Raw genomic sequence first — 23684 nt, 5'->3', positions numbered from 1 at the left:
GGTAGTTGATGCCGTATTTTAAGTGTTGAAAAAATGTATTTATAGCAGGTGACTCCTAGGAGGCATAATCAAATTACCTGTTATACATAAAGTGAAGCCGAATTGTTAAAGAATTCTAGTTAAACCATGCCAATATTCTGTTATAGAATTTTCTAACCAAGTTGTGGATTCACGACACCTGTTTGCATAGGGCTATGTTTCTTATGAATCTCGTTAGTGATTTTGCATTATACGGTTTTAATAATACATCATAACCTTTTATTTTTGACTCACTGTACTGTTTTATCGTAGAAATAATGCAACATGTTGCATTTTGGTACATTGATAGGTTGGACGTATAGATTTGTTCGAATGAGTTTTTTTTGTCTCTTGGAGAGTGTGTTAATGAATCTATGTCAAACAATATCAAGTCAGGTGGAGTTTGGTTGTATGTCGCTTTGTGAAGTTGATTTGGTACGATGGTCTGTATCGTTGACACAAAAGTGAGCTCTTTCAGTACTTTCTTGGTGTATGAATTAATGAGAGGGAATTCGCTGACGATCATTATGTTCACTGGAGGGCTCACTTAACTTTCTGACTTTAGTAGTTGCTTTAAAAGATAAGCGTAATGTAATGGGTTATGTTGACCGTGTGATTATCATTTATTTTCTTTATTTCTTTAGAGTGATAGTTGAGTTTTAGGTTGTTTTTAAGTACTCAAGAGGGGGCTGAGGTAAGCTGTTTTTTTACGTGTTTTACCTTGGGAATATTAAACTAATGTTCACTTATAGGGCTTTATAATCTTTAATGTATTTTTACAAGCGATAATTCTACTTTGTTTGTTGTTAGTGGTAGTGTTTACTCACAGCTATTTAAATAATAGCTGATTTTCGCTATACGGGGTAACTAATAGTTCGAGCTCTGTAATAGTGAGTTATAAGTCTATAACGCTCACTTTTTTGCTATTTCCCCATACTATTTATTATGGCATTTTTATTTTCTCCACAAGCGCGTGCATTTTCTGATGAATCATTAGAGAGCTATCTGCTACGAGTAGTAGCGGAGAATTTTTTTGATAGTTATCAGCAATTGAGTTTGGCTATTCTGGAAGAGTTGCATGAGTTAGATTTTGAGGCTTATGGTGCTTTCCCGAGAGAATTAAAGCGTTTAAATGTGTATCACACCAAACACAACAGTCACTTCCGAATGAGAGCTCTAAACTTGCTTGAGTTCCTTCTTGATTTGCCACCACATGAGTTACAAAAACTAGCGTTACTGCGTTCAAATAGAAACTTTGTGGGAGGCATGACAGCTGTTCATCGCAGTGGTATTGATATTCCACAAAGTCTGTTTCGTTATTCTGGTGCAGAAGGCGTTGAGAGTGTGCCTGTTTGCCCTGATTGTTTGAGGGAAGAGCCTTATATTCGCCAGGCTTGGCATTTAAAGCCTGTTCAAGCATGCCCTAAGCATGAATGTAAGTTATTGCACCACTGCCCTAACTGTAAATCCCCCTCAATTACATTGAACATGAATCCATTACTCATTGCAGTTGCGGTTTTGAACTAGCCATTGCTGAAACCGATAAAGCAGAAAGTAGTGAACTTACTTTGGCTCGAACTCTGTTTAATGGTGACGCCTCATCGGTTAACCCGTTTTTATCAACGAACATATCAGTGACTGAGCGATTTGCAGCTTTGGTTTGCTATCAAAGGCGATATAGCCAACATGAGAACTATGTCGACTCAGGCTCTATCGAGTACTTTGATGACTGGCCGGCTAACTTTTATCAAGAATTAGATGATGTAACTGCTGGCGCGGAGTCTAGACTCATCGATTTGTTTAACCGCACATCTTTTAGTTCGATTTTCGGTAACTTAATTTTAGACTCTCAGTGTTTGTTACCTGAGGGTAGAAGGCCGCATTTTATCTACTTAACGATGATGGATTACCTTCACGAATTAGTGAGCGCAAACCCCAAATCTAAAAAGCCTAATGTGGCCGATATGCTAGTTTCTGTGGCTGAAACCTCGGTAATATTATCTGCTACTCATGAACAAGTTTACCGGCTTTATCAAGAAGGTATTTTGACCTCAGGCTTTAGGCAAAAACTTAGATCACGAATTGAACCCCATATTGGTGTGTTTTACCTTCGGCAAGTTATTGAGTTCAAGGCAAGCTTTGGTGGCAATCCTCATGGAGTTTATTTATCAGCATGGTAGAGCATCATAATCTGCAAACATTGCTCGATATCGAAGACGTTGCCGAGCGAAACACGGCATTACGAAGAGCGTTTGCTGCTTATTCATCACCCGTATGTGTTACAGGTAATGAAGCCGAAACCCTTCGGATTCTGCTAAATCTTACTTACCCTAGAAAACAAGTTGATGACTTACTTGATAGTGCGTTAGCAAAGCGTACATTGAACAATGAGAAGCACTTAGGTTTTTGCATTACTGAAGTGAAGTGGTTGCATTCTCACAACTTAAAGTACCCAGATATACGAGTGAGTAAGCAAAGGTTAGTTACCGCCTCTCCTCAGTTACATCCACAAGTACTCAGTAGTGCCAACTGTATGAGCTCTTTAGGGTGGTCGCACGATAGCGCTAAGGTGAATTTAGCTAAACTATTTGTATGCCACTTTATCTGGCAAGGCCGAGTTTGCTGTCTCGCAACTCTTTTGGCTGATGTTCCTAAGGAGTGGAAGGGTGCTTTTTTGCAACTAGGCATGCCTGTGAAGCACTTCATGAATTTGTGTAGCAGGGTTAAAGCTTTACTGCCTAATGAAGATAGCCCTAGCCGTGTTGATAAATATTCCGTTCAAGTTCGATTTCCCTATAGAGATAAATATCTTGCATTAACACCCGTCGTTAGCCATTCGTTGCAAGCTGAGATACAGCAAACTGCAATGGCTAAACAAGGGCGATATACCAATATTGAATTTACACGACCAGCTTCGGTCAGTGAGTTGTCAGCTTCCCTTGGTGGTAGTAATAGAGTGCTTCATTACCCACCCAGAATAGGAAAAAAGAGGTATGGGTTAAGTGACTCTTGGTTGTTGAAGATTAAATCTGGAAATTCGGCTCTAAATCATCAGGCCTTGTTTACATCACAATTCAAAAGAGCATTAGACGGCCTATTGTCGGCAGGCTTTGAGCTCGCTTTAAAGCAACGAAGGCGAGCTCAAGTTAGCGGTATGAGGCAAATCAGAACTAGTCTAGGTGACTGGTTATCTCCTTTAATAGAGTGGCGAGCGGAACTAGAAGATAGTCAGGTTAACGAAAGTGACTTAGTTAGTATTGTCGGAACAGTTGAGCATCAGTTTTTAACTTCCAAAAAAGAAGCATTTGTTGATTTGCTCCCACCTATTTTTACTTTGTTGAATTCGACACTATCTAACAGCACAAACTTACAAAAATATGCTTTTCATCAGCGCCTGATGAGCCCCTTAAAAAATAGTTTAAAGTGGATTTTGGTGCAATTGTCTAAAGAGCCTGATATCGCCCTAAATACAGTAGATGAAGAGATTCATCAGCGTTATTTATATTTAAAGTCTATTCGGGTATTTGATGCTCAGGCTCTATCTAATCCATATTGTGCAGGTATTCCGTCACTAACAGCCATTTGGGGAATGGTACATAGCTATCAAAGACGATTAAATGAACGATTAGGAACTCAATTGAGGTTAACTTCCTTTTCTTGGTTTATTCGCCAATACTCGCCAGTTTCAGGCACAAAACTCCCTGAGTATGGTATGCAGGGGGCAAATGAAAACCAATTTAGGCGTGCTGGCATTATTGACAATAAGTATTGTGATTTAGTGTTTGATCTTGTGGTGCATATAGATGGTTTCGAAGAAGATTTGAGTATTCTTGATGGCACTTCAGAGATTTTAAAAGCGAGTTTGCCTGCTAGTTTTGCTGGAGGTTGTATACATCCGCCTGAGATAGGTGATGTTGTTGATTGGTGCGGGGTATATCGAAGCGAAGCTGTTCTGTTTGAAAAGTTAAAAAGGTTACCACAATCAGGTAAGTGGATAATGCCAACAAGGTATCATGTGGATAGTCTAACTGGGATGTTGGAGCTCGTTAAAGAGAAGGACACATTGTACCCTGTTATGTCTGGTTATTTGTTGCTGAACAGACCTGAAGAGCGTGTTAATTCGATAGAGCCATTGCACAGTTATGCTGAATCTGCGATCGGTTTAGCAGAGTGCAAAACTGCGATTGATATAAGGTTGCAAGGCATGAGTCACTTTTTTAATCGAGCATTCTGGATGCTGGAAATAAACGAGACCTCAATGCTAATGAAACGGATTTGAGGACGCGTTATGGAGATCTGTAATGTTTTAAAGTACGACCGCTCTTTATACCCAAGTAAAGCTGTTTTTTTCTATCAAACTAGTGAAAAAGATTTTGTGCCACTTGAAGCGGAAATCAACCGTATACGTGGTCAAAAGGCCGGGTTTACGGAAGCTTTTACCCCTCAGTTCAAACCGAAAAATCTAGCACCACAAGACTTAGCTCATTGTAATCCACTCACCATCGAAGAGTGCTACGTACCGCCTAATGTTGAGCATGTTTTTTGTCGATTCTCATTACGAGTGCAGGCTAACTCTTTAAAACCCTGTGGCTGCAGTGATAACAGTGTATTTTCTTTGCTTGAAGAGTTGGCCATAGCGTTTAAAGAGTGTGGTGGCTACAAAGAATTGGCCAAGCGATACAGTAAAAATTTACTGCTAGGAACCTGGCTGTGGCGTAATCAAAACTCAGGAAATACGCTCATCGAGATAAAAACGAGCTCAGGAAAATGCTATCAAATTGCCAATACTCGACTGCTTGATTGGGAAAGTTGTTGGCCCGCAGCTGAACAGCTGGTGTTGGATGAGCTAAGCCATGAGATTTATTTAGCATTAACGGAACCAGGTATATTTTGGCACGCTGATGTCACGGCAAAACTTGAAACGGTTTTTTGCCAGGAGATTTTCCCAAGCCAATCATTTGGAGAAAAAGCTGAGGCAGGTGAAGTTTCTAAGCGTTTTACGAAAGTGCAATGCATTGATGGTCGCCAGGCTGTAAGTTTTAATTCAGTAAAAATAGGTGCAGCAATTCAACTGATTGATGATTGGTGGGATGACGATAGTTCAAAGCGGCTACGAATCCACGAGTATGGTGCAGATAAGGAGCTAGGAATCGCTCGACGCTCACCTGACTCTAACAAAAGTTTTTATTCTTTACTTGTTAACTCTGAGTATTACCTCTCTGAGTTACGAAAACTAGCTGGCACTCCTGATGGTGAGATTGTGCCAAATATCTATTATTTGTTTGCAGTTTTAATCAAAGGTGGCATGTTTCAGAAAAAGGCAGAGGCAAAGGGTAAATCTAAAGAAAAAATCACTTCTAAAGCGGATAAATAACTATGCCGCGCTATTATTTCACCATTAAGTTATTACCAGAAAAAGCCAATTTAGCCTTACTAACAGGGCGATGTATTTCAATATTACATGGTTATATTTGCAGACATGGGATAACTGGCATTGGAGTGAGCTTTCCTGCATGGTCTGATGAATCGATTGGAAATATCATTGCTTTTGTGTATTCAGAAAGTGATGTATTAAATCGGTTAAGGCTGCAAGGTTATTTTAAAGATATGCAAGAGTGCGGCTTTTTTGAGGTTAGTAAAGTCGAGCTGGTACCAGAAGGTTGTGCAGAAGTGAGGTTTAAGCGTAATCAAGGTATAGCAAAAATGTTTGTTGGTGAGGCGAGAAGACGGTTAAAAAGGTTAGAGAAAAGAGCCTTAGCTAGAGGAGAGATATTTAACCCTAGCAAGTCCGTTACGCCGAGAGAGTTCGAGGTATTTCATCGAGTTGCTATGAGTAGTGTTGGAAGTAAGCAAGACTACCTATTACACATTCAAAAACATGTGGTCGATAAGCAGATGGAACCAATGTTTAGTAGTTATGGGTTTGCTACCAATGAGCGATTGAATGGCACAGTTCCAGAGCTGTCTCATATGGTTTAATTGAGTTAACCATTCTGAAGGTGATTGGTTTAAAGGTTTGAAAAAATAAGCGTTTTATATGTAGGCGATTTAGTTTGGTAAAAATTGGATATTTACTGTTAGGTGTTGTTTTTCCTCATTAAGTTTTGGTATTGTCATAGTGAACTGCCGAATAGGCAGCTGAAGATTGACAAAGATTGTCCTTTACTCTTCTCTGCCTGTGAACTGCCGAATAGGCAGCTGAAGATTTATGAATAACACTGCCATCTTCTAATTGATAGTGAACTGCCGAATAGGCAGCTGAAAAAGATCAGCCAGATTGTCGTAAGGCACTCGACTTTTATCCTGCCGCGAAGGCAGCTGACAAAGATCAACCAGATTGTCATCACGCTTTGGATTTATATCCTGCCAAAAAAGTAGTAAAGCCTCTTTCTGCTAAATTAGGAAAGGTTTTCTTAAAATATTTATTACGAAAGTATAATTGATTCAGTAAGAGAGACTTTATGTCGTTGAAACCAACTACAAAGCCTACGCCTGATGAGGTAGAGTTAAATGCAGCTATTGAACGTATGAAAGCTTATGCTTTAGGTAGTCAAAAGTCATTTTCAAGAAATTTACAAATCAAGGCTCCTCAACAAATGCAAGGATGTCTTGCTGGGCCAAGCAGAATACAAAAGCGTAATAGCTAACATATCAGATGAGATGGGAAACATATTGGCGGTTGATTTAATAGTGGTTCTAGATCTTGAGCATACATGTGACTCTGGTGGCGCTACTCCTCCAAATGAGCGCGAGACAATAGAGATTGGTGCAGTACTTGTTACAAAAAATGGGTTCAAGGAAATCTCAACCTTTACTCAGCTTATCAAGCCAACAATTCACCCAGATATCAGTGAGTTTTGTACTGAGTTAACGGGCATTACTCAAGAAGTGCTATCTAATAAACCAACATTTGATGTTGTCTTTAATCAACTACTTGACTGGTTGCCACCAGAATATACGCTTGCAACCTGGGGGAGTTACGACCTAAAGCAGCTTAACATAGACTGCGCCAATCATAACCTTTCAGAATTTGCTCCTGTGCAGTTTATAGATCTTAAGAAACAATACTCCAAAACACATAGGTTGAAACCGAGAGCGGGCTTGAAGCGTGCTTTATCACATGCAGGGTTAACATTTGATGGGAAAGCTCATCGAGCCCTAGATGACGCCAAAAATGCTGTACGTTTATTGCCATTAATCAAACTTGATGCGTGATAGATTCGTATTTGAATATGTAAAAATACATCGAATAGAGCTTCCAATGAGACCTGCGGTAGTTCGCTTATTTACGACAAGCCAAATACTCTTTTGGTGTTGTAACTATTACTGTCTCAGTAGTGATTTAGTGTAGCCATAAGCTTAACGTTAAAGGCAAACCTCAAATTCAAGCTCTAGGAGAAATGGCCTCTAAATGGAGTATTTCAAACTAGTTTTTGCCCCAAAGTTTGCTAGCACTTATTTAGTGAATCGAAAACTAACGAATTAGTTGCCTTACAAAATCTCATCTATTTGCCTAATGTTTGGCACTACCGTAAAGCGGCTAACAATATAGGTATACAGCCGTAATTAAATTTAGATGCTTTTGAGTGTTTTTAAACTCTGCTCTGGTCAACTCTAACCGGACTCTTTTCTAAAAGAAATCTCAAAACCTACCGGTAACCGTTCAGCACTTGCCGAGTGCAGTCACTCTAGATTGTAATAATTAAAATTGCCACCCAAGATTGTTTGGGATGGATTTTCAAGCCCGTAATAATAGGGAGCTACGCCCCATTAAAAATGTCTAAGGTGTCTCGTAAAACTTCAGTTTGGTAAGCCCCTATTGTAATTGGATTTTCCGTCCCCATATATATTTTAATGCCCATAAAAGCTTTACAACATCCGGAGTTACTATGCACACAGTTACGTTTTATCCAGTAGGGAATGGTGATACCAGCCTGATTAAAAGCACTCGTGGTAGGTTCATTCTGATGGATTTCCACCAGATGAGTAACGCTGAAAATGATAAGACGCCTCAATACGATATTAATGCGGCTCTCAGGCAAGAGTTGAAGGATGCAGGCAAAGAGCGTTTTGATGTTGTTGCTTTTACTCATGCTGACAAAGATCACATCAATGGTAGCACTGAGTTTTTTCACCTTGAGCATGCTGCAAAATACCAAGGCGAGGATCGTGTAAAAATTGATGAGCTTTGGGTTCCTGCGGCCATGTTGTTGGAGACAGCTGACAATGACCATCAGTCTGAAGAGAGCATCATTTGGCGTCAGGAAGCGCGTCATCGTCTGAAAAATAAGTCAGGCATAAAGGTGTTTTCAACCCCGGACGATCTGGTGACGTTGGTTGATGGGTGGGATATGACAGTGGATGAGTTGTCTGCTCATCTTATCGATGCCGGGACTGTTGTTGATACCTTTACTTTGGAAGGTGACGGGGTTGAATTTTTCGTTCACTCACCCTTTATGAAGCATTGCGAAGTGGATGGGAAGGATATTAAGCAGGTTCGTAATGAGGCCTCGTTGATATTTAACGTGCGCTTCAATGCGGATGATGAAATCTATGATTACTTGGCCATTGGTGATTCAGAGGCAGAAGTGCTTGAAGATATCGTGTCGATCACGAAATACAAAGAGAATGAAGAACGGTTGGCTTGGGATCTGTTTAATATTCCGCATCATTGTAGTTACCTTGCGTTGGCATTGTCTGGGGACAAGGGAGAAGATAAAACTGTGCCCTTACCTAAGGTTAAAGAGTTGCTGGAGATGGGAAGGTCAGGCTCTTATATGATTTGCTCCTCCCAAGCATTTGATACCGGGGAAGATGCTAAGGAAAGAAAACAACCGCCTCATATCCAGGCAAAAGCCTGCTACGAAGAGTATCTTGAGAAAGTTAAAGGTCGTAAGTTTGTCGTAACGTCGGAAAACGGCGGAAAGAAAAAGCCCAAGCCAGTTGTAATTAAGATTGAAAAAGCAGGCGTTTCCATGATGGCAGCAACGGCAACGGCAGCGATGTTAACAGCGGCAGCAGCTCCTGCCCGGGCAGGGTGATTTTGTGACGGAGTACTTTACCCCTCGAGGCGAGGCGATTGGCGCAGAGGAACTTCGTCTACCCGGTTCTTTGTCGATGCTAAGCGCCGTGAGGCGTTCTCCAGATTGCGAGTTGGTTTCTTGTTTTCGATATGTGAAAGGTGGCATTCGTTATGAATGTGTTGTGTTGGATATTTGCAATGACGAAACCCTTCAAGAAACGTCTTCGGTATTCAATACTGTGAGAGGGTAGTTTACGGTTTCAGTCGTAGTTTGAATATCCCGTTTACCGTATCTTGGCGAAAGGACTTTCCGGAGACTATGCATCAAAACCCTGCTCCCCCAGGGGACCCTAAATCACTTTGCCTCTACGATGAGCCTGAATCCGTTACTTTGATGACTTGGACGCCTGAGCGTCATATTCAGCGTACTAAGTGGTGGCTTACGCAAGCCTCTCTTGGTGAGCTGCATGCAGATGACCAAGCCGTAGAGCCAATGTTTTTTAGCCCAAGTACGACAATTGTGATTCCTCATGATTTGCATGCAGGTTTGGCAAAAGGTCAAGTGATCACTGTTTCGGCAGAAAAGCCAATAATTGCTGGGAAAGAAAGGTTCTTTATCAAGGCTGAGTGGTTAGCTGGGGAAGTAAATCGAGGTGTTAGTGTAAATCTGCTTGAGATCTCGTGTGGTGACGTCACTCATGGAAGAGTGTATTCGGCACCTAATAACCTTCAGGGTTTGATTGACCTCTTCGATTCCGTCGGAATTCATGTGGTGGAATTGATAAGGGACCGGTTATTGAGGTTTGTTGTTACCGACGAAGGTGATGAGAAAATTGAGCATACTGCATTCATTTTTACGTTGCCTATTCGTCGTGGTGATTCATCTTCTGTTGAGCGTGAGCAGATTATTGGTTTTTATTGCAATAAGTCTGTGAGGGAGATGGCAGATGATTTTGAAGTTCGGTTCGGCGCGCATGGTCATTTGAATAAAGTTCCAGGCGAGGCTCTCCGCCCGATGGCTGGTGTTTTACCTCAATACGGATTGGAGCCTATGGAGGTGTTGGTTACTCCATCATCTGCTAAACGCTGTGAGCAGTCTGGATACGATTCAAATCAGGGCAAAGGCGTTTTGGTAGGGGTAGGTGCCTTAGGTGGGGCGTTGCTTGATATTTGGGTTAGAGGTGGCTGGAGGCAGTGGTCCATCATTGATGAGGATATTTTTAGGCCTCACAATTTCATCAGGCATGTAGCGCCTTGCTATGGCTTAGGGCAGAACAAAGCTTCTTACTGTGCGAGAGTTCATAACTTCCATTTTGACGACGCTAATGTGTCGGCCTTGAGCGGTGATGCTTGTGAATTTGCGAAAACAAACAATGAAGGTGTGTATTCTTCCGCAAATTTGGTTGTGGACGCCAGTGCTTCGCTCGATTATCCACGCGCAATTAGTTGGATTAAAAATGTGCCTAGGCACATGTCAGCCTTCTTTGCTCCAAGTGGAAATGATGCTGTGCTACTGGTAGAGGATTCAAAGCGACGAAGTCGGTTGAGTCATTTAGAGGCGCAATACTATCGGGCGCTAATCGAGTTGGATGTTGGGAATACCCATCTGACTCAAGATCTTGTGAGATTCCGTTCAGGAGTTTCTTGTCGCGATAAATCAACTGTAATGTCTCATGCCCGAGTTTTATCCTTGTCATCTTTGCTTGCTGAGCAAATTAGGCTGGCTAGTTCCTCCGATGACGCCCAAATTTTGATTTGGCAGGATGATTTGAGAACTGGGGCGAGGGCCCTGACTAAAGTGGATGTCCATAAGTCGAGAGTGCAGGATAATGTCTCTGCAACAGGGTATAAGGTTATCTGGGATGAGGGTGTAGAGCAGAAACTACATAGCCTGCGTACGTCAGCGCTTCCAAATGAAACTGGTGGTATTCTTGTTGGATATCAAGATCTTAAGAGAAAGCATGTTTATGTGGTCGATGTGCGCCCCGCTCCATGGGACAGTGAGGGTACTCCTATCACATTTGATCGCGGTACAGAAGGGGTTGAGGAAGATCTTAATAGGATTGCGAGCAGAACAGGGGCGAATGTGAGCTACATAGGTGAGTGGCATAGTCATCCTACAGGGTCAGCAGGAATGAGTGCCTTAGATAGAAATCAGTTAGAGGGGGTGGCGGAAAATATGTCCGTGGACGGGTTGCCAGCGTTTCAGATGATTGTCGCACATGGTGAGGTGAGGGTTAGTGGTAAAGGTGGCGCCCGTGGTTGATGCGAATAAAAAAGGTTTGGCACTTTCTGGTGGTGGTTTTAGGGCCACACTTTATGCGGTTGGTTCGCTTGCCAGGCTCAATGAAGAAGGTTTACTGGCCGAGTTAGATACGATTACTGCAGTTTCTGGGGGGCTATCGCTGCCGGGTATCTAATGTTGAATTGGTCTGAGTTAAAATTCAAACCGATTGAAGGTGATTCTGGTCGGGTTCGTGCTACTAATTTTCATGAGGTGATCGTCGAGCCACTGGTGGCCTTTTGTTCTGGTACTATCTTCAGTCCCAAGAAAGGTATATATCATTTGCTTCATCCGCTAAGCACGATGGTTGATGGTGTTCGAAAGCAGTACGAAACCAAATTGTTCGGCAAGATTAAGTTGAGAAATATTGCACATATCCCGGGAGCTCCCGAGTTTATTTTTTATGGCACCAATCTTGATACGGGCGTAAGTGTACGGATTGGGAGGGAGTCTATTCGAGATTACCACATAGGAAGTGCTAACGATCACGACATCACTCTTGCTCAAGCTGTATCGATATCAAGTGCTTTCCCTCCGTTTCTTTCGCCAGTTCTCCTTGATGGTTCAAGCTGGACTTGGAGGGATAGTGAATACCAAAAGCTCCCGGAAGTTGATATTAAAAGGCTGCGTAACGAGTTGGCATTTTGTGATGGTGGTCTTTATGACAACATGGGGTTGGAAATGTTGTGGAAGCACGGGGAAAATAAAGAGTACGACACAGTTTTTAGTTGCGATGCGGGAGCGCCTTTCCCTGCTCCTTGGAATAGTCGTTGGCGATGGTTTGGTAACTGGATTGGTAAGTTTTTAAGGATGTCAGACATCATGGTTAACCAGCAGCGGGCACTTCGAAAGCGAACGCTGGCAAGAAACTATCAAGCCGGAGAGTACCGCGGAGCTTATTGGTGTATTGAAAATAGGTTAGATTTTAGAAATTACTGTTCCTTGTTTGCTACCCCCGAAAAGTTTGAAAGTTATTTGAATTTAAAAAAGCTGGGTACCCAGTTGGACGCTTTTAGTGGTGACGATAATAAAAAGTTGGTCAACTGGGGGTATTTGCATACAGACGAAAGTATTCGGAGTTGGTATGACAGCAGTATTGAGAAAGGCTTGGCTCTTCCATACCCTTTTGCTTGATCATATCCCTAGCCAGCCTGGTGAATATGTAGAAACCTAGGTACAGGATGTTATTCTTGATGCTAGTCAGTTTAGAAGTAGTTCCCAAAACTCGGACACGATATTAGGGGCTGTTGATCTTTTACATTGGCAGCTAAATAACTGGGCAAGCTAAAGCAAGCAGGCTTTCGAACTGAGCTACTCGAAGTCAGAAATAAGCGGGGGGGATTTTAATCGATGCCCATACATTACTAATCACACGAGCCAGCTTTAGACTCCTTGCTCTAACACATTTCTGTCCAAAAGTGGGTTGGTAGGCCTATAGATAGTATCTGTAAGAAAACAACAGTTATAAGTGTTCATTTCAATGCTGCGGGTGAAATTTGTCAGCTTATGGTTATATTTCATGTCAGTTTATGGTTATATTTTTCGGTTAAGCCATTGAAAGCATTAATCGGCTTATGTCAGCTTATGTTTGTAGCAACAGTTAAATAAGTTTGCGGCAAATACTAAAATCGCGTTAGATCGAAGTAGCCGTGTTAATGCTGTAAATAGCAGCCCGTTTGGGTTTTATTTTTTTGCAAAAAAGCCCTTCTTACTTCCCAACAGGTATCGTAACGAGGCACCATTAGCACTTACTTTGAAAGAAGTGATACCGATTTCATGATCAAATTGAAACCTAACATTATTGAACAAACACTCGGTACAAGAAGCGATAATATCAGTAACAACAAGCTCTCTGCCCAATAATGAAAATTTACTGTGCGTTATAGTTGAGTACTTGTAGTTTTCCCAAGTCCAAACCTGAGGGATATTAGGGTTGAAGTTGGCTGGTAAAAACAACTTAACTCGGTCTTTAATAACAAAGCACTCACCTTGATAACCATTGCACTTTTTCTTTTCTCCGGCCTTGGATATTTGCTCTCTAGCCGAAGTTTGATAGAACATGCCATTCAGTAAGGTAAGACCAATCGCTTCATCTTCGTAAATCCTCGTTGGAGGATTATCGATGTCGATTTTTTGCGGTGAATTAGTATAAGCACCATTCGCGAACCACTCATCAATCAGAATATAGGTAATTTCCCTTGCATTAACATTTGAGTTGGTAAGAAGTAGAAGTATGGCGCCTAACCATTTATAAAAAACATTCAACTTAATTCCCTTTAGAAAAGTGTCTGTAAAAGTGCCGACATTTGTTTCAGCATTTGTGTTCCCTAAACTATCACTTACAGTGTGCTGTAGCTTATAGGTCGTAATGTACCGAAATAGCGCCACTCCAAGTCTAATAGAAGACTATATAACTCAATGGCATCCGCGTCATCACTTTAAGAAATTTGATATGATTATCTGCCGCAGCCTAGTTTGGGTTGCGGCATTTTTATAAAAACCACTTTTTGAACCTAATTCTGGTTAACTAATGACTTCTGCTTCTAACAATTCTTTGCCGCAAAATAACCAATCTGCCATTGCTGCCCAGCCTTCTTATGTGGTGTTGCCTCGCGACAGTGAGCTTAATGGCAATAGGTTTGAATTTGTGGCGGATTTTTTGAAGTGGAAGTTTAATCAGATCTCAGCTGAAGTTTGGGCAGAGCGTATTACGCAAGGCAAGGTGCATTGGCAAGATGGTAATTTGATTAGCGCCACTACGCCTTATGTTGCGACTAAGCGCGTTTACTATTACCGCGAGGTGGAGTTTGAAACTAAGGTGCCGTTTAAAGAACGGATTTTATTTAAAAATGACCACAGCATTGTGGTGTTTAAACCGCATTTTTTACCTGTGACGCCGGGCGGAAATTACGTTAATGAATGTCTGATCCATCGAGTGCGCAAAACAACGGGTATTGATACCGTCGCACCAGCACATCGGCTAGATAAAGACACTGCTGGCATCATACTGCTTACGACCAAGCCTGAAACACGTCATCAATATCATCAGCTGTTTTTAGATGGCAACATTGATAAGCGCTATCAAGCGGTGGCAAAGCTAACTAAGCAAATTTTATCTGAATATCAGCAAGGCGAATTAGCTTTGCCTCAGCACTGGACGGTAAAAAATCGCCTCAAGCGCGGTGAGCCAAGTTTTACCATGCGGGTAGCAGAAGGTGAGGCGAATACTCATTCAGAAATTAGTCTGGTTGAGATTAAAGGCGAATATGGCTTGTTCGAGCTAAGCCCTATTACTGGCAAGATGCATCAATTACGTGTGCACATGCAAAGTCTTGGCATGCCGCTACTTGATGATAAGTTCTATCCTGAGCTGCAACCCAAATCCCTAGATTTTGTTAATCCAATGCAGCTGCTCGCTAAAAAGTTAAGTTATATCGACCCTGTTACCAATCAGGCGCTGAGCTTTGAAGTCGAGGGCTTGAGCCTACCTTAAGCGTTTGCAGTTAAGCTACTAAGACTGTTAGTGACTAGGGCGTGTTGATCTTTGCTGATTAGAATTTGTTCGAATTAAAAGCACTTTAATCAAGACGCGAGCTATGCAGTTTAGTCGACTAAACAAGTGGCTCGCAACGCAGAGAAAAGTGCTTTTAAACGAACTTTCCAGGCAGCGCTTGTTGTCATTTCTACTGCGTTAAAGACTTATCATGTGCAACAACCACACATCAAAGTCGTTGCCTTGTATAAATTTCCAACAAGCAGCTGCAAAAATAATCTTGAAAGATCAACACGCCCTACCTAAATAGACTTTGTTATACTGGCGGCAATTAACCTAAGAGAGATTTCACCATGATTGAACGTCTAGAAACTGGCGCACGTATGAGCCGTATTGTTAAGCACAATGGCACCATTTACATTTGCGGTCAGGTTTGCGCGGATGCAACTAAAGATATTAAAGAGCAAACTCAAACCATGCTGGATAAAGTTGATGCCTTGCTTGAACAAGCCGGCAGCTCGCGTAAGCACATGCTATCAGCGACGATTTACGTAAAAGACATGTGCTACTTTGCTGAAATGAATGAAGTTTGGGATGCTTGGGTACCTGAAGGTCATGCACCAGCCCGTGCTTGTGTTGAAGCTAAAATGGCGCGCGATGCATTGTTAGTTGAGATCTCAGTGGTTGCTGCCGAGATTAATCCTAGCTGCTGTTAATTGTCAGTACAGCTAGCTTTTGAGAATAAAGAACGAGCTTAGGCTCGTTTTTTTATGCCTAAGATAAATAGCTCCTCGTTGGCTGCAACTGATATAATGCCCGCCGATAATCTTGGAGGAATAATGGACGTATCATCTTTACTCGACGGCTTAAACGACAAACAGCGTGAAGCGGTCGGCGCACCCCTTTCAAACATGTTAGTACTTGCTGGTGCAGGTAGTGGTAAAACTCGGGTGCTGACGCATCGTATTGCCTGGCTGATGCAAGTTGAACAGCAAAGTCCTTATTCTATTTTGGCGGTAACCTTTACCAATAAAGCTGCGGCAGAAATGCGCGAGCGGGTAGAGAACGTAGTTGGCAGCAACATGGGGCGTATGTGGATTGGTACTTTCCATGGCCTAGCTCACCGCTTGCTGCGCACCCATTATCAAGACGCTAACTTGCCGCAAACTTTCCAGATTATTGATTCTGACGATCAGGTACGTTTAATCAAACGTATTTTGAAAACCTTAAACCTTGATGAGAAGCAGTATCCTCCACGCCAAGCTGCGCACTACATTAACGGTAAAAAAGATCAGGGTTTGCGCCCTAAGCATATTGATGCTGGCGGCTTCCCGATTGAGCAAAACTTATTAAATATCTACAAGATTTATCAGGAGTCTTGCGATAGAGCAGGCTTGGTAGATTTTGCTGAAATCCTGCTGCGCGCCCATGAGTTATGGCTCAATAAACCGCATTTATTGGCGCATTATCAAGAGCGTTTTAAGCATATTCTGGTGGACGAATTCCAGGATACTAACGCTATTCAATATGCCTGGATTCGTGTGTTGGCGGGCAATAGCGCCAATGTGATGATTGTAGGTGATGACGACCAGTCGATTTACGGCTGGCGCGGTGCACAGATTGAAAACCTGCATAAGTTTTTAAGTGATTTTCCGGGCGCTGAAACCATCCGCTTGGAGCAAAACTATCGCTCAACAGCCAATATTCTTAATGCATCGAACGATCTTATCGCCAACAACCCGGATCGCTTAGGGAAAAAGCTATGGACTGAAGATAAAGATGGCGAGCCAATCTCAGTGTACTGCGCTTTTAACGAGATGGATGAAGCGCGCTTTATCGTTGGGCGAATTATTGATTGGCAAGATAAAGGTGGCCGCTTAAGTGATTGCGCCATCTTATATCGCTCTAATGCTCAGTCGCGGGTATTGGAAGAAGCCTTCTTACACAAGGGCTTACCGTACCGTATTTATGGCGGTTTGCGCTTCTTCGAGCGTCAAGAGATTAAAGATGCCATGGGGTATATGCGTCTTATCAACAATCGTGACGATGATGCCGCCTTTGAGCGTATTGTGAATACGCCGACTCGCGGTATTGGTGATCGCACAGTTGAGATTATCCGTAACACCGCAAGGCAACATCAATTGACCTTGTGGCAAGCATGTTTGCGTTTGCTTGAAGAAAAAGTCCTTGCAGGCCGTGCAGCTAACGCGGTGCGCAACTTTATAGATTTAATTATCACCCTAAAAACCGATACCGAAGACATGCTGCTATATCGCATGACAGATAGCGTGATTGACCGCTCTGGTCTGCGCGCTATGTACGAGGCTGAAAAGGGTGAAAAGGCACAAGCGAGAATTGAAAACTTAAACGAGCTAGTCACGGCTGCTCGCAGTTTTGAAATGCCTGAAGAGCTTGAGGATATGGGCGAGCTGAATGCGTTTTTATCTCATGCGGCACTAGAGGCGGGTGAAGGTCAGGCTGACGAGTTTACTGATGCAGTGCAGTTAATGACGCTGCACTCAGCTAAAGGTCTTGAGTTTCCTATGGTGTTTATGTCGGGCGTTGAGGAAGGCATTTTCCCAAGCAAGATGGCATTGGAAGAGGGCGATAGACTCGATGAAGAGCGTCGTCTGTGCTATGTAGGCATGACCCGAGCGATGCAAAAACTCTACATTAGTTATGCAGAATCACGCCGTATGTATGGCCGTGAAGACTACGCATCGCCATCGCGTTTTATTGGCGAAATTCCTGAAAAATATGTAGAGCAAATTCGCCTGCGTGCTCAGGTGTCGCCATCAATCAGCCAGCGTTTTCCTTCTCAAGCCAGCCCGAGTTTTGGTAGTGGCTTAGGTACCAGTGGTCCAGCAAACAGCACAGGTTTTACTATCGGGCAGAAGGTGAAGCATTTTAAGTTCAACGAGGGTATCGTCACCAACTTTGAAGGCACTGGTGAAAAGGCGCGCATTCAGGTCAACTTTTTTGATTTTGGCAGTAAATGGCTGTTAGTCTCATTAGCTAAGCTTGAGGCCTGTTAACCTTGCTTAAGGCGCGGCTTCAGTCACCGAGTAGGCATATAAAAAGTACAAGTGTTCAATGGAGAAAACACTGATGTTGTTACGGGATAAATTACACGCTTACGCACGCTTAATGCGCATTGACCGCCCAATCGGTACCTTGCTGCTGATGTGGCCTTGCATGATGGCGCTGGTGCTTGCCGCTGGTGGTATGCCGGATATAAAGGTGCTGGTGATTTTTGTGATTGGGGTGGTATTGATGCGAGCCAATGGCTGCATTATTAACGACTACGCTGACCGTAAGCTTGATGCCCATGTTGAGCGCACCAAAACACGCCCACTAGTGTCTGGCGAAGTGACACCAAAACAAGCCTTAACCTTATTTGTGGTGCTGGGTCTAACGGCATTTAGCTTAGTTTTGATGTTAAACCCGCTGGTGGTACAGCTATCTGTGGTTGGCATCATTCTTACTATTATGTACCCGTATATGAAGCGGGTAACCAATATGCCACAAATGTTCTTGGGCATAGTGTGGAGCTGGTCGATCCCAATGGCGTATGCTGCCCAGCTTGGTGAAGTACCTGTTGAAGCCTGGTGGCTATTTGCGGCGAATTGGTGCTGGACGGTGGCTTACGACACCATGTATGCCATGGTCGATAGAGATGATGATTTAAAGGTGGGGATTAAGTCGACGGCAATTCTATTTGGCCGTTTTGACAGACAATGGATTGGCGCATTTCAACTAGCTGCGCTAGCTTGCTTTATTATGGCGGGATTGTCGGCAGAGCGTGGCCTGGTATACGGCCTAGGTATCGTCACTTTCATCGCTTTTAGTAGTTATCAACAATACCTAATTTATGGTCGTGAGCGCGCGCCATGTTTCAAAGCATTCCTTAATAATAACTGGGCAGGTTTTGCCTTGTTTGTTGCGCTGGGAGCTGACTATTTGGTGTAAGTGGTTTCTTTAGCGACTTCTTAATAAAAAATGCAAGATGACCTTTAAGGTATCTTGCATTTTTTATTGGTAGTGTCTGCTTTGGTTAGTTTTGCACTAGCTTAGCTAGATCAGCTGGGCGGTAATAAACAGATTTTAGTACCTTGCCTTTTTTCACCTTTTTACCAGCCATATCGACATCTTTAGCGCATTTAGCAATCAAGAATTCGCCTTTTTGCGTACCCACAATTTCTATGCCTTGCTTAGCGTAGGCTGCGATCGTTTCGTCTAGCTCTTGCTGGTTGCGGCATACTTTACTCATGTTACTTGAGTGCACTTCATCCCAACATGTAATGAAGTCAATCTCACGGTTTTTTGCCACATTAAGCAGCACATCAATCAGATAATTAATGGCAAGGTTGTCTTCAATCTTATCGTGGCCAAGGTGTACCAGGCGGCCCATCAATACGTACACAGAGTCAACGATAGCGTCAGCTTGCTCAACACGGCAATCAGCCTCAGCTAACTCAGTCATTTCTTCAATGATTAATGAAGTATGCAATGCATCTGCCTGGCTATCTAGTGAGCTAGCATCCGCTACTGGTAGGTCGAAGGTGCTACGAAATTCATGAATGTCGCGGTAAAGGTGGTCAAAAATTGTCTGAGTCAGTTGGCTTAAGTGCATTGCTGTCGTAAAGATGATGAATGATGCAGTGATTCTAAAGAATTCTGCGAGAAATGTCACAGCTATGGCTTGATGCTGGATGTAATCGTTTAGAAAGAGGCTGTTGGCTGTGGATTTATTGGCGTGGTTCAGAGAAGCCTTGAAAGGCTGGAGTTTTCGAGGATGACCGTAGGGAAAATAAAAAAACCAGTAGCAAATATGCTACTGGCTTTTACGTTAACGAGTATTAACTACTCTAGTTTGTTTGCATCAGTATTGATTAGTGCTTGCGGTTACGACGACGTAATGCAGCAACTGGTAGCAATAGTGCAGTTAACCAACCTAGAGAGCTACCGCCTTCATCGTATTGAGCTTCCACATCAACAGTCGCTGTGGCTTCAGCACTACTCACTGTGCCATCGTTCGCGGTCACAGTGAATGTTAACTTACCTACTTCTGCTGGAGCAGTGAAGCTAATTGAAGAGCCACCGTTTGTAAAGCTCACTGATGAACCGCTTGTTTGCGTCCAAGTGTACGTCAGATCGTCATTGTCAGCATCAGAACCAGATGCGGACAATGTCACAGGCAGAGCTGCAACAGCATTCTTATCCGCAACAGAAACAGTAGGAGCATCATTCACATTTGTTACTGTTAAGTAAACTGTTGTTGGCTCTGATTTGGTTCCTGCAGCATCCTCAGCGGTGTAAGTTAACATGTCTTTACCGAAGAAGTCTGCATTCGGAACATATTTTAAGACACCTTCTGAGCTCAGAGTTGCAGTACCATTTGCTGGTTGATCTACGATAGCTACATTTGTTACATCACCTGAAGCTAAAACATCAATTAGGCGCTGAGCCTTAGCCGTGATGCCGTCAGCAGTCACTTGAGTTCTAGCTACTTTTTGCTCCATGTCTTTGTCATTTTCACGGACATTCAGCTCTACTTCACTATCTTCTTCAACTGTCACATTATCTGAATCTAGAAGAGCAAACGTTGTTCCCTTTGCCATATAGCTTAACTGAACTTGACCCGCAGAAGATGAGCCAATTGAGACAAAATCGTCAGGGGCTACAGTGTCACCATTGCCGTTGTAGTGGAACGTCGTACCAATAGTACCACCGATATTTTCGGCACCAATTGTCACGTTACTTGGCATATTTGGCACCTTGAAGTAGTTAAAGGTAACTTCTTCTGTTTCACCTGTTTTGAACCAAACACTAAAGCTATATTGATCGCCTGACGGATCGTTCCATAGTTGGGCATCATTCCATTCAACCACAACCCAGCTGTCAGTTGCAGTACCTACGATATCAATAGACACAGTACCGCCGCCAGTGTCACCAGCAGTGCCGTCTGACAAGTCAAAGTCAGCCCAGAAAGGAGCTACGATGTTATTTGGGTTACCTGAATCAGGCAGTTCCTTATTAGCGTATGTACCTGACGTTGTCCCACCGCCAGGAATAACCAAACCGTTATCTGACATCGTTAACTGAGTGTACTCTTGGCCATTATACTTAAACGCTGGCAAATTGAATGTGAAGCTAGTTTCATCACAACCGTCAGCGCAAGGCGGCGTATAACCAAGCCCTAAGCCAAGAATATTTGGATAAGAACCGGTACCTTTTTGTGCAACCATTTCTGGCAACTCTAGGTTACCAACCCAAGTCAGAGTTCCGGTACTTTCATTGACGCTAAATCCGTTTTGGACACCATTTGTAACGGCTACGGTTACGTCATCAGCTGAAGTAAGCTCAGTGCCTTCTGGGAGTTTAGCCGTAAAAGTAACAGTGTTTTCAAAACGTGTATTGTTTAGTACTGACACAACCTCAAAGCTATCTTCTGTAGTGATATCAGTATCTGGGGTAAATGTTGAGATAAGTGATGAATCACTAGACTCTTGAGCAAGAACAGCTAATGGTAGATGGGCATCTTGATGACTTGCGCTGGTGAGCATGATGTTACCAAAGATCCATTCGCCATATGTGCTGAAGGTTGAGTCAACCATAACAGTGATTTCTGCAGAAGCACCTGGCTCTAAGTCAAGAGTTGAAGGCATTACCGTTATACCTGCAGCATCCGACTTAGCAGATAAACTCCAAGAAGTAGCTTCTTCGCTCTTGTTGTATACAGTTCGGGTGAATGTACACATACCAACACATGAGTCAGATGCAACAGATGGCTTGTCAAACGTTAATACTGCTTTAGCTGCAGCATCAAGGTCCATGCGACCGGCACCTGTGGCAAACGGTGATGCAGGGGTTTGGGCATCATCATCTAAAATGCCGTCAAGTTTTGAAGTAGAGGTTAGTGCAGTCTTAATGTCGTTGGCTGACCAGTCAGGGTGCATTTGAGCTAATAGCGCTGCTGCACCTGCCACATGTGGGCTTGCCATACTTGTGCCTGAAATCGCTGCATAGTCTAGACCAGCTCCGCCATCATCAGGAGAATAAGCCGACAAGATGTTTGTTCCTGGAGCGGCTAAATCAGGTTTTAAGATGTTTTCGTTTCCGTTAGGACCTCGAGAACTAGAAGCGTTGATGGTGTCTGCTAGTAGAGTATCTACAATACGCTTAACTTCAGAACCGACAACACCTGTGATTGCTTCTTCGCTTTCACCTAAGCTTGCTTCGACAGCTAATCCATCTGCATTTGAAATCATGACAGAAGGGAAAGTTACACCAGGCATAGACATAATGATTGGCGCACCAGGGTTGCTGTTATATACAACTAGCGCTTTAGCGCCAGCATTCATCGCATTTTCAGCTTTAGTACTAAATGCACAAGCACCACGTGAAATTAGCGCAATACCATCTTTGAAAGAGTCTGTTGCGAACGGTTCACAGCCTTCAAAGTTCTCGGCATCGAGATTACGAGCAGCAATGATAGGTGCGCTAACATCCATATCAATAACAGTATCTGAGCCAGGAATAGCTAGCAAGTCGTCACCGCCGGCGTTAAAGCTGTTGGCGAAGAAGCGACCATGAGTGCTGTTTGCTACAGAGATACCAGATTCGATACAAGCAGGACAACCAATTGTCTTAGCGCCATTACCATCATTACCAGCAGCGCTTACTACAACGATTCCAGCCGCTTCTGCAGCTTCAAACATGCTTTTGTATGGACTGCTAGCAGGATCAGCGCCCGCGCCGCCGCCCCAAGAGTTGTTGATTACATCTGCACCGTCATTTGCTGCGTGCTCTAATGCTTCCATTAGCATGATGTTAGAACCGCTACCACGTTCACATGCAGTGTTGGTATATAGTGCTTTATATGACATTAAGTATGCCGCTGGTGCCACACCAGCAATAGTCACATCATTACCACGGTATGTAATATCTACTCTGTTACCTACTGCGGTGCCTGCAACGTGAGTACCGTGACCACCAAATCCAAGTGGACTCATGTACTCATCGGCACACACTGGGAAGGTTGGTTGGGACCAGCGCGCTACGATTAACTTGTTGTTACAGAACGTTGCATCAACCGTTGCACAGTAGTCATCTGTTGGCAAATCACCTGTTGGTGCTTCAAAACCTTCGTCGCCAAACATTGGATTTTCGGGACGGATACCACCATCAATTACTGCTACACGCATGCCTTTACCGGCATTCTCCATACCATTTAACGTGTTCCAGATTGCCTCGCTGTTGATCACGTCATGCGAGGCATCCATGCTGACTTCGTACATTCTTTCTGGGTAAACAGCCTTTACGCCAGACATTGAAGCTAACTTCTCAGCAGACAAACCTTGTCCGACAACGGTTACACCATTGAATAGCGTCTTAAACTGACGTTCAACTTTTGAATTTGGTGATACTTGACTTAACTGACTAACAAATTGAGATTGTTCTTGTGCAAGGAAAGATGCGTAGTTTTTTACTGGGGCACCTTGTAAGTTAATTTTGTCTGTTGGTTTTTTTATTGCAGTAGCAGCTAAGTTGTCGATACCACCCTGGTACATAGCAACAGCTGGTGACTCAAGCTCAACGATGAATCGCTGAGGTGCGGTAATATTATTAGTACGAACGCTTGGTTGATTATTGTTTTCTACTGAAAGTAATTCAGGTGCGTATTTAGCGCCTTGATAGTTGGCATAGGTCGCACTTGAAATAAGTGCTGCCGAAATGGCAATAGAGAGTTTTGTTTTCACAACTTCTTCCTTGTATCTGTATCAATTTATTGTCGACCGTCACTCAAATGAGTTTCCATAATGGGCGGCAAAAAATTGGAATAATGTTGGTTTATTTTGGATGTG

The 23684-nt window shown here is 43.1% G+C and carries 18 protein-coding genes; 15 read left to right on the top strand and 3 right to left on the bottom strand.

Annotation, left to right across the window (positions count from 1 at the left end; translation table 11 throughout):
- Window positions 1-963 precede the first annotated feature (963 nt).
- From EXU30_RS20525 to EXU30_RS07845, 11 genes are all read left to right on the top strand, one after another.
- A complete protein-coding gene (locus tag EXU30_RS20525) occupies window positions 964-1545 on the top strand; it encodes a TniQ family protein (RefSeq protein ID WP_242620349.1) in 582 nt (193 codons plus the stop codon).
- A 41-nt stretch (window positions 1546-1586) separates the two neighbouring features.
- Window positions 1587-2198 (top strand): hypothetical protein, encoded by a 612-nt coding sequence (locus tag EXU30_RS20520; protein ID WP_242620348.1) that lies wholly within the window; start codon window positions 1587-1589, stop codon window positions 2196-2198.
- Window positions 2192-4297, top strand: coding sequence for a type I-F CRISPR-associated protein Csy2 (locus EXU30_RS07875; RefSeq protein ID WP_130598929.1), 2106 nt, complete (start codon window positions 2192-2194; stop codon window positions 4295-4297). Before EXU30_RS20520 ends, EXU30_RS07875 begins: the two co-directional genes overlap by 7 nt.
- A 9-nt stretch (window positions 4298-4306) precedes the next feature.
- The gene (csy3, locus tag EXU30_RS07870) at window positions 4307-5392 is read left to right on the top strand and encodes a type I-F CRISPR-associated protein Csy3 (protein WP_130598927.1); all 1086 of its coding nucleotides are present in this window, start codon (window positions 4307-4309) and stop codon (window positions 5390-5392) included.
- Window positions 5393-5394: 2 nt separating this feature from the next.
- Window positions 5395-5997: a type I-F CRISPR-associated endoribonuclease Cas6/Csy4 gene (gene cas6f / locus EXU30_RS07865; RefSeq protein ID WP_130598925.1), complete on the top strand. Its 603-nt coding sequence runs from the start codon at window positions 5395-5397 to the stop codon at window positions 5995-5997.
- A 482-nt stretch (window positions 5998-6479) separates the two neighbouring features.
- The gene (locus EXU30_RS20250; protein WP_165398987.1) at window positions 6480-6665 is read left to right on the top strand and encodes a hypothetical protein; all 186 of its coding nucleotides are present in this window, start codon (window positions 6480-6482) and stop codon (window positions 6663-6665) included.
- Window positions 6628-7233, top strand: a complete 606-nt coding sequence (locus EXU30_RS07860) for a 3'-5' exonuclease (protein WP_130598923.1) — start codon at window positions 6628-6630, stop codon at window positions 7231-7233. Before EXU30_RS20250 ends, EXU30_RS07860 begins: the two co-directional genes overlap by 38 nt.
- Window positions 7234-7907: 674 nt before the next feature.
- Window positions 7908-9059 carry a ComEC/Rec2 family competence protein gene (locus EXU30_RS07855; protein WP_130598921.1) on the top strand — a complete coding sequence of 384 codons (1152 nt, stop codon included), beginning with the start codon at window positions 7908-7910 and terminating at the stop codon, window positions 9057-9059.
- Window positions 9060-9311: 252 nt separating this feature from the next.
- Window positions 9312-11306 (top strand): Mov34/MPN/PAD-1 family protein, encoded by a 1995-nt coding sequence (locus EXU30_RS07850; RefSeq protein ID WP_242620347.1) that lies wholly within the window; start codon window positions 9312-9314, stop codon window positions 11304-11306.
- The gene (locus EXU30_RS20245) at window positions 11299-11460 is read left to right on the top strand and encodes a hypothetical protein (protein ID WP_165398986.1); all 162 of its coding nucleotides are present in this window, start codon (window positions 11299-11301) and stop codon (window positions 11458-11460) included. The genes EXU30_RS07850 and EXU30_RS20245 overlap by 8 nt, the downstream gene beginning before the upstream one ends.
- Window positions 11460-12458, top strand: coding sequence for a patatin-like phospholipase family protein (locus tag EXU30_RS07845; protein ID WP_130598917.1), 999 nt, complete (start codon window positions 11460-11462; stop codon window positions 12456-12458). Before EXU30_RS20245 ends, EXU30_RS07845 begins: the two co-directional genes overlap by 1 nt.
- Window positions 12459-13007: 549 nt before the next feature.
- On the opposite strand, the gene EXU30_RS07840 is transcribed toward EXU30_RS07845, so the two are convergent.
- On the bottom strand, window positions 13008-13589 hold the full coding sequence (locus EXU30_RS07840; RefSeq protein ID WP_130598915.1) for a hypothetical protein: 582 nt from the start codon (window positions 13587-13589) through the stop codon (window positions 13008-13010).
- 265 nt (window positions 13590-13854) lie between these two features.
- Between EXU30_RS07840 and EXU30_RS07835 the strand changes: the two genes are divergently transcribed.
- The 4 genes from EXU30_RS07835 to ubiA all read left to right on the top strand — a co-directional run bounded on the left by EXU30_RS07835 (window position 13855) and on the right by ubiA (window position 18786).
- Window positions 13855-14817, top strand: a complete 963-nt coding sequence (locus tag EXU30_RS07835) for a pseudouridine synthase (protein WP_130598913.1) — start codon at window positions 13855-13857, stop codon at window positions 14815-14817.
- A 353-nt stretch (window positions 14818-15170) separates the two neighbouring features.
- Window positions 15171-15533 (top strand): RidA family protein, encoded by a 363-nt coding sequence (locus EXU30_RS07825; protein WP_130598911.1) that lies wholly within the window; start codon window positions 15171-15173, stop codon window positions 15531-15533.
- A 123-nt stretch (window positions 15534-15656) separates the two neighbouring features.
- Window positions 15657-17852 (top strand): DNA helicase II, encoded by a 2196-nt coding sequence (uvrD, locus tag EXU30_RS07820; protein WP_130598909.1) that lies wholly within the window; start codon window positions 15657-15659, stop codon window positions 17850-17852.
- 73 nt (window positions 17853-17925) lie between these two features.
- On the top strand, window positions 17926-18786 hold the full coding sequence (gene ubiA, locus EXU30_RS07815) for a 4-hydroxybenzoate octaprenyltransferase (RefSeq protein WP_130598907.1): 861 nt from the start codon (window positions 17926-17928) through the stop codon (window positions 18784-18786).
- Window positions 18787-18871: 85 nt separating this feature from the next.
- On the opposite strand, the gene EXU30_RS07810 is transcribed toward ubiA, so the two are convergent.
- Window positions 18872-19450, bottom strand: coding sequence for a nucleoside triphosphate pyrophosphohydrolase family protein (locus EXU30_RS07810; protein WP_130603337.1), 579 nt, complete (start codon window positions 19448-19450; stop codon window positions 18872-18874).
- A 259-nt stretch (window positions 19451-19709) separates the two neighbouring features.
- Window positions 19710-23579 carry a S8 family serine peptidase gene (locus EXU30_RS07805; RefSeq protein ID WP_165398985.1) on the bottom strand — a complete coding sequence of 1290 codons (3870 nt, stop codon included), beginning with the start codon at window positions 23577-23579 and terminating at the stop codon, window positions 19710-19712.
- Window positions 23580-23684 lie beyond the last annotated feature (105 nt).

Origin of the sequence: Shewanella maritima (genome assembly GCF_004295345.1) — a bacterium.
In the GTDB taxonomy this organism is placed as follows: Bacteria; Pseudomonadota; Gammaproteobacteria; order Enterobacterales; family Shewanellaceae; genus Shewanella; species Shewanella maritima.
This window is presented reverse-complemented; position numbering and strand designations above follow the sequence as displayed.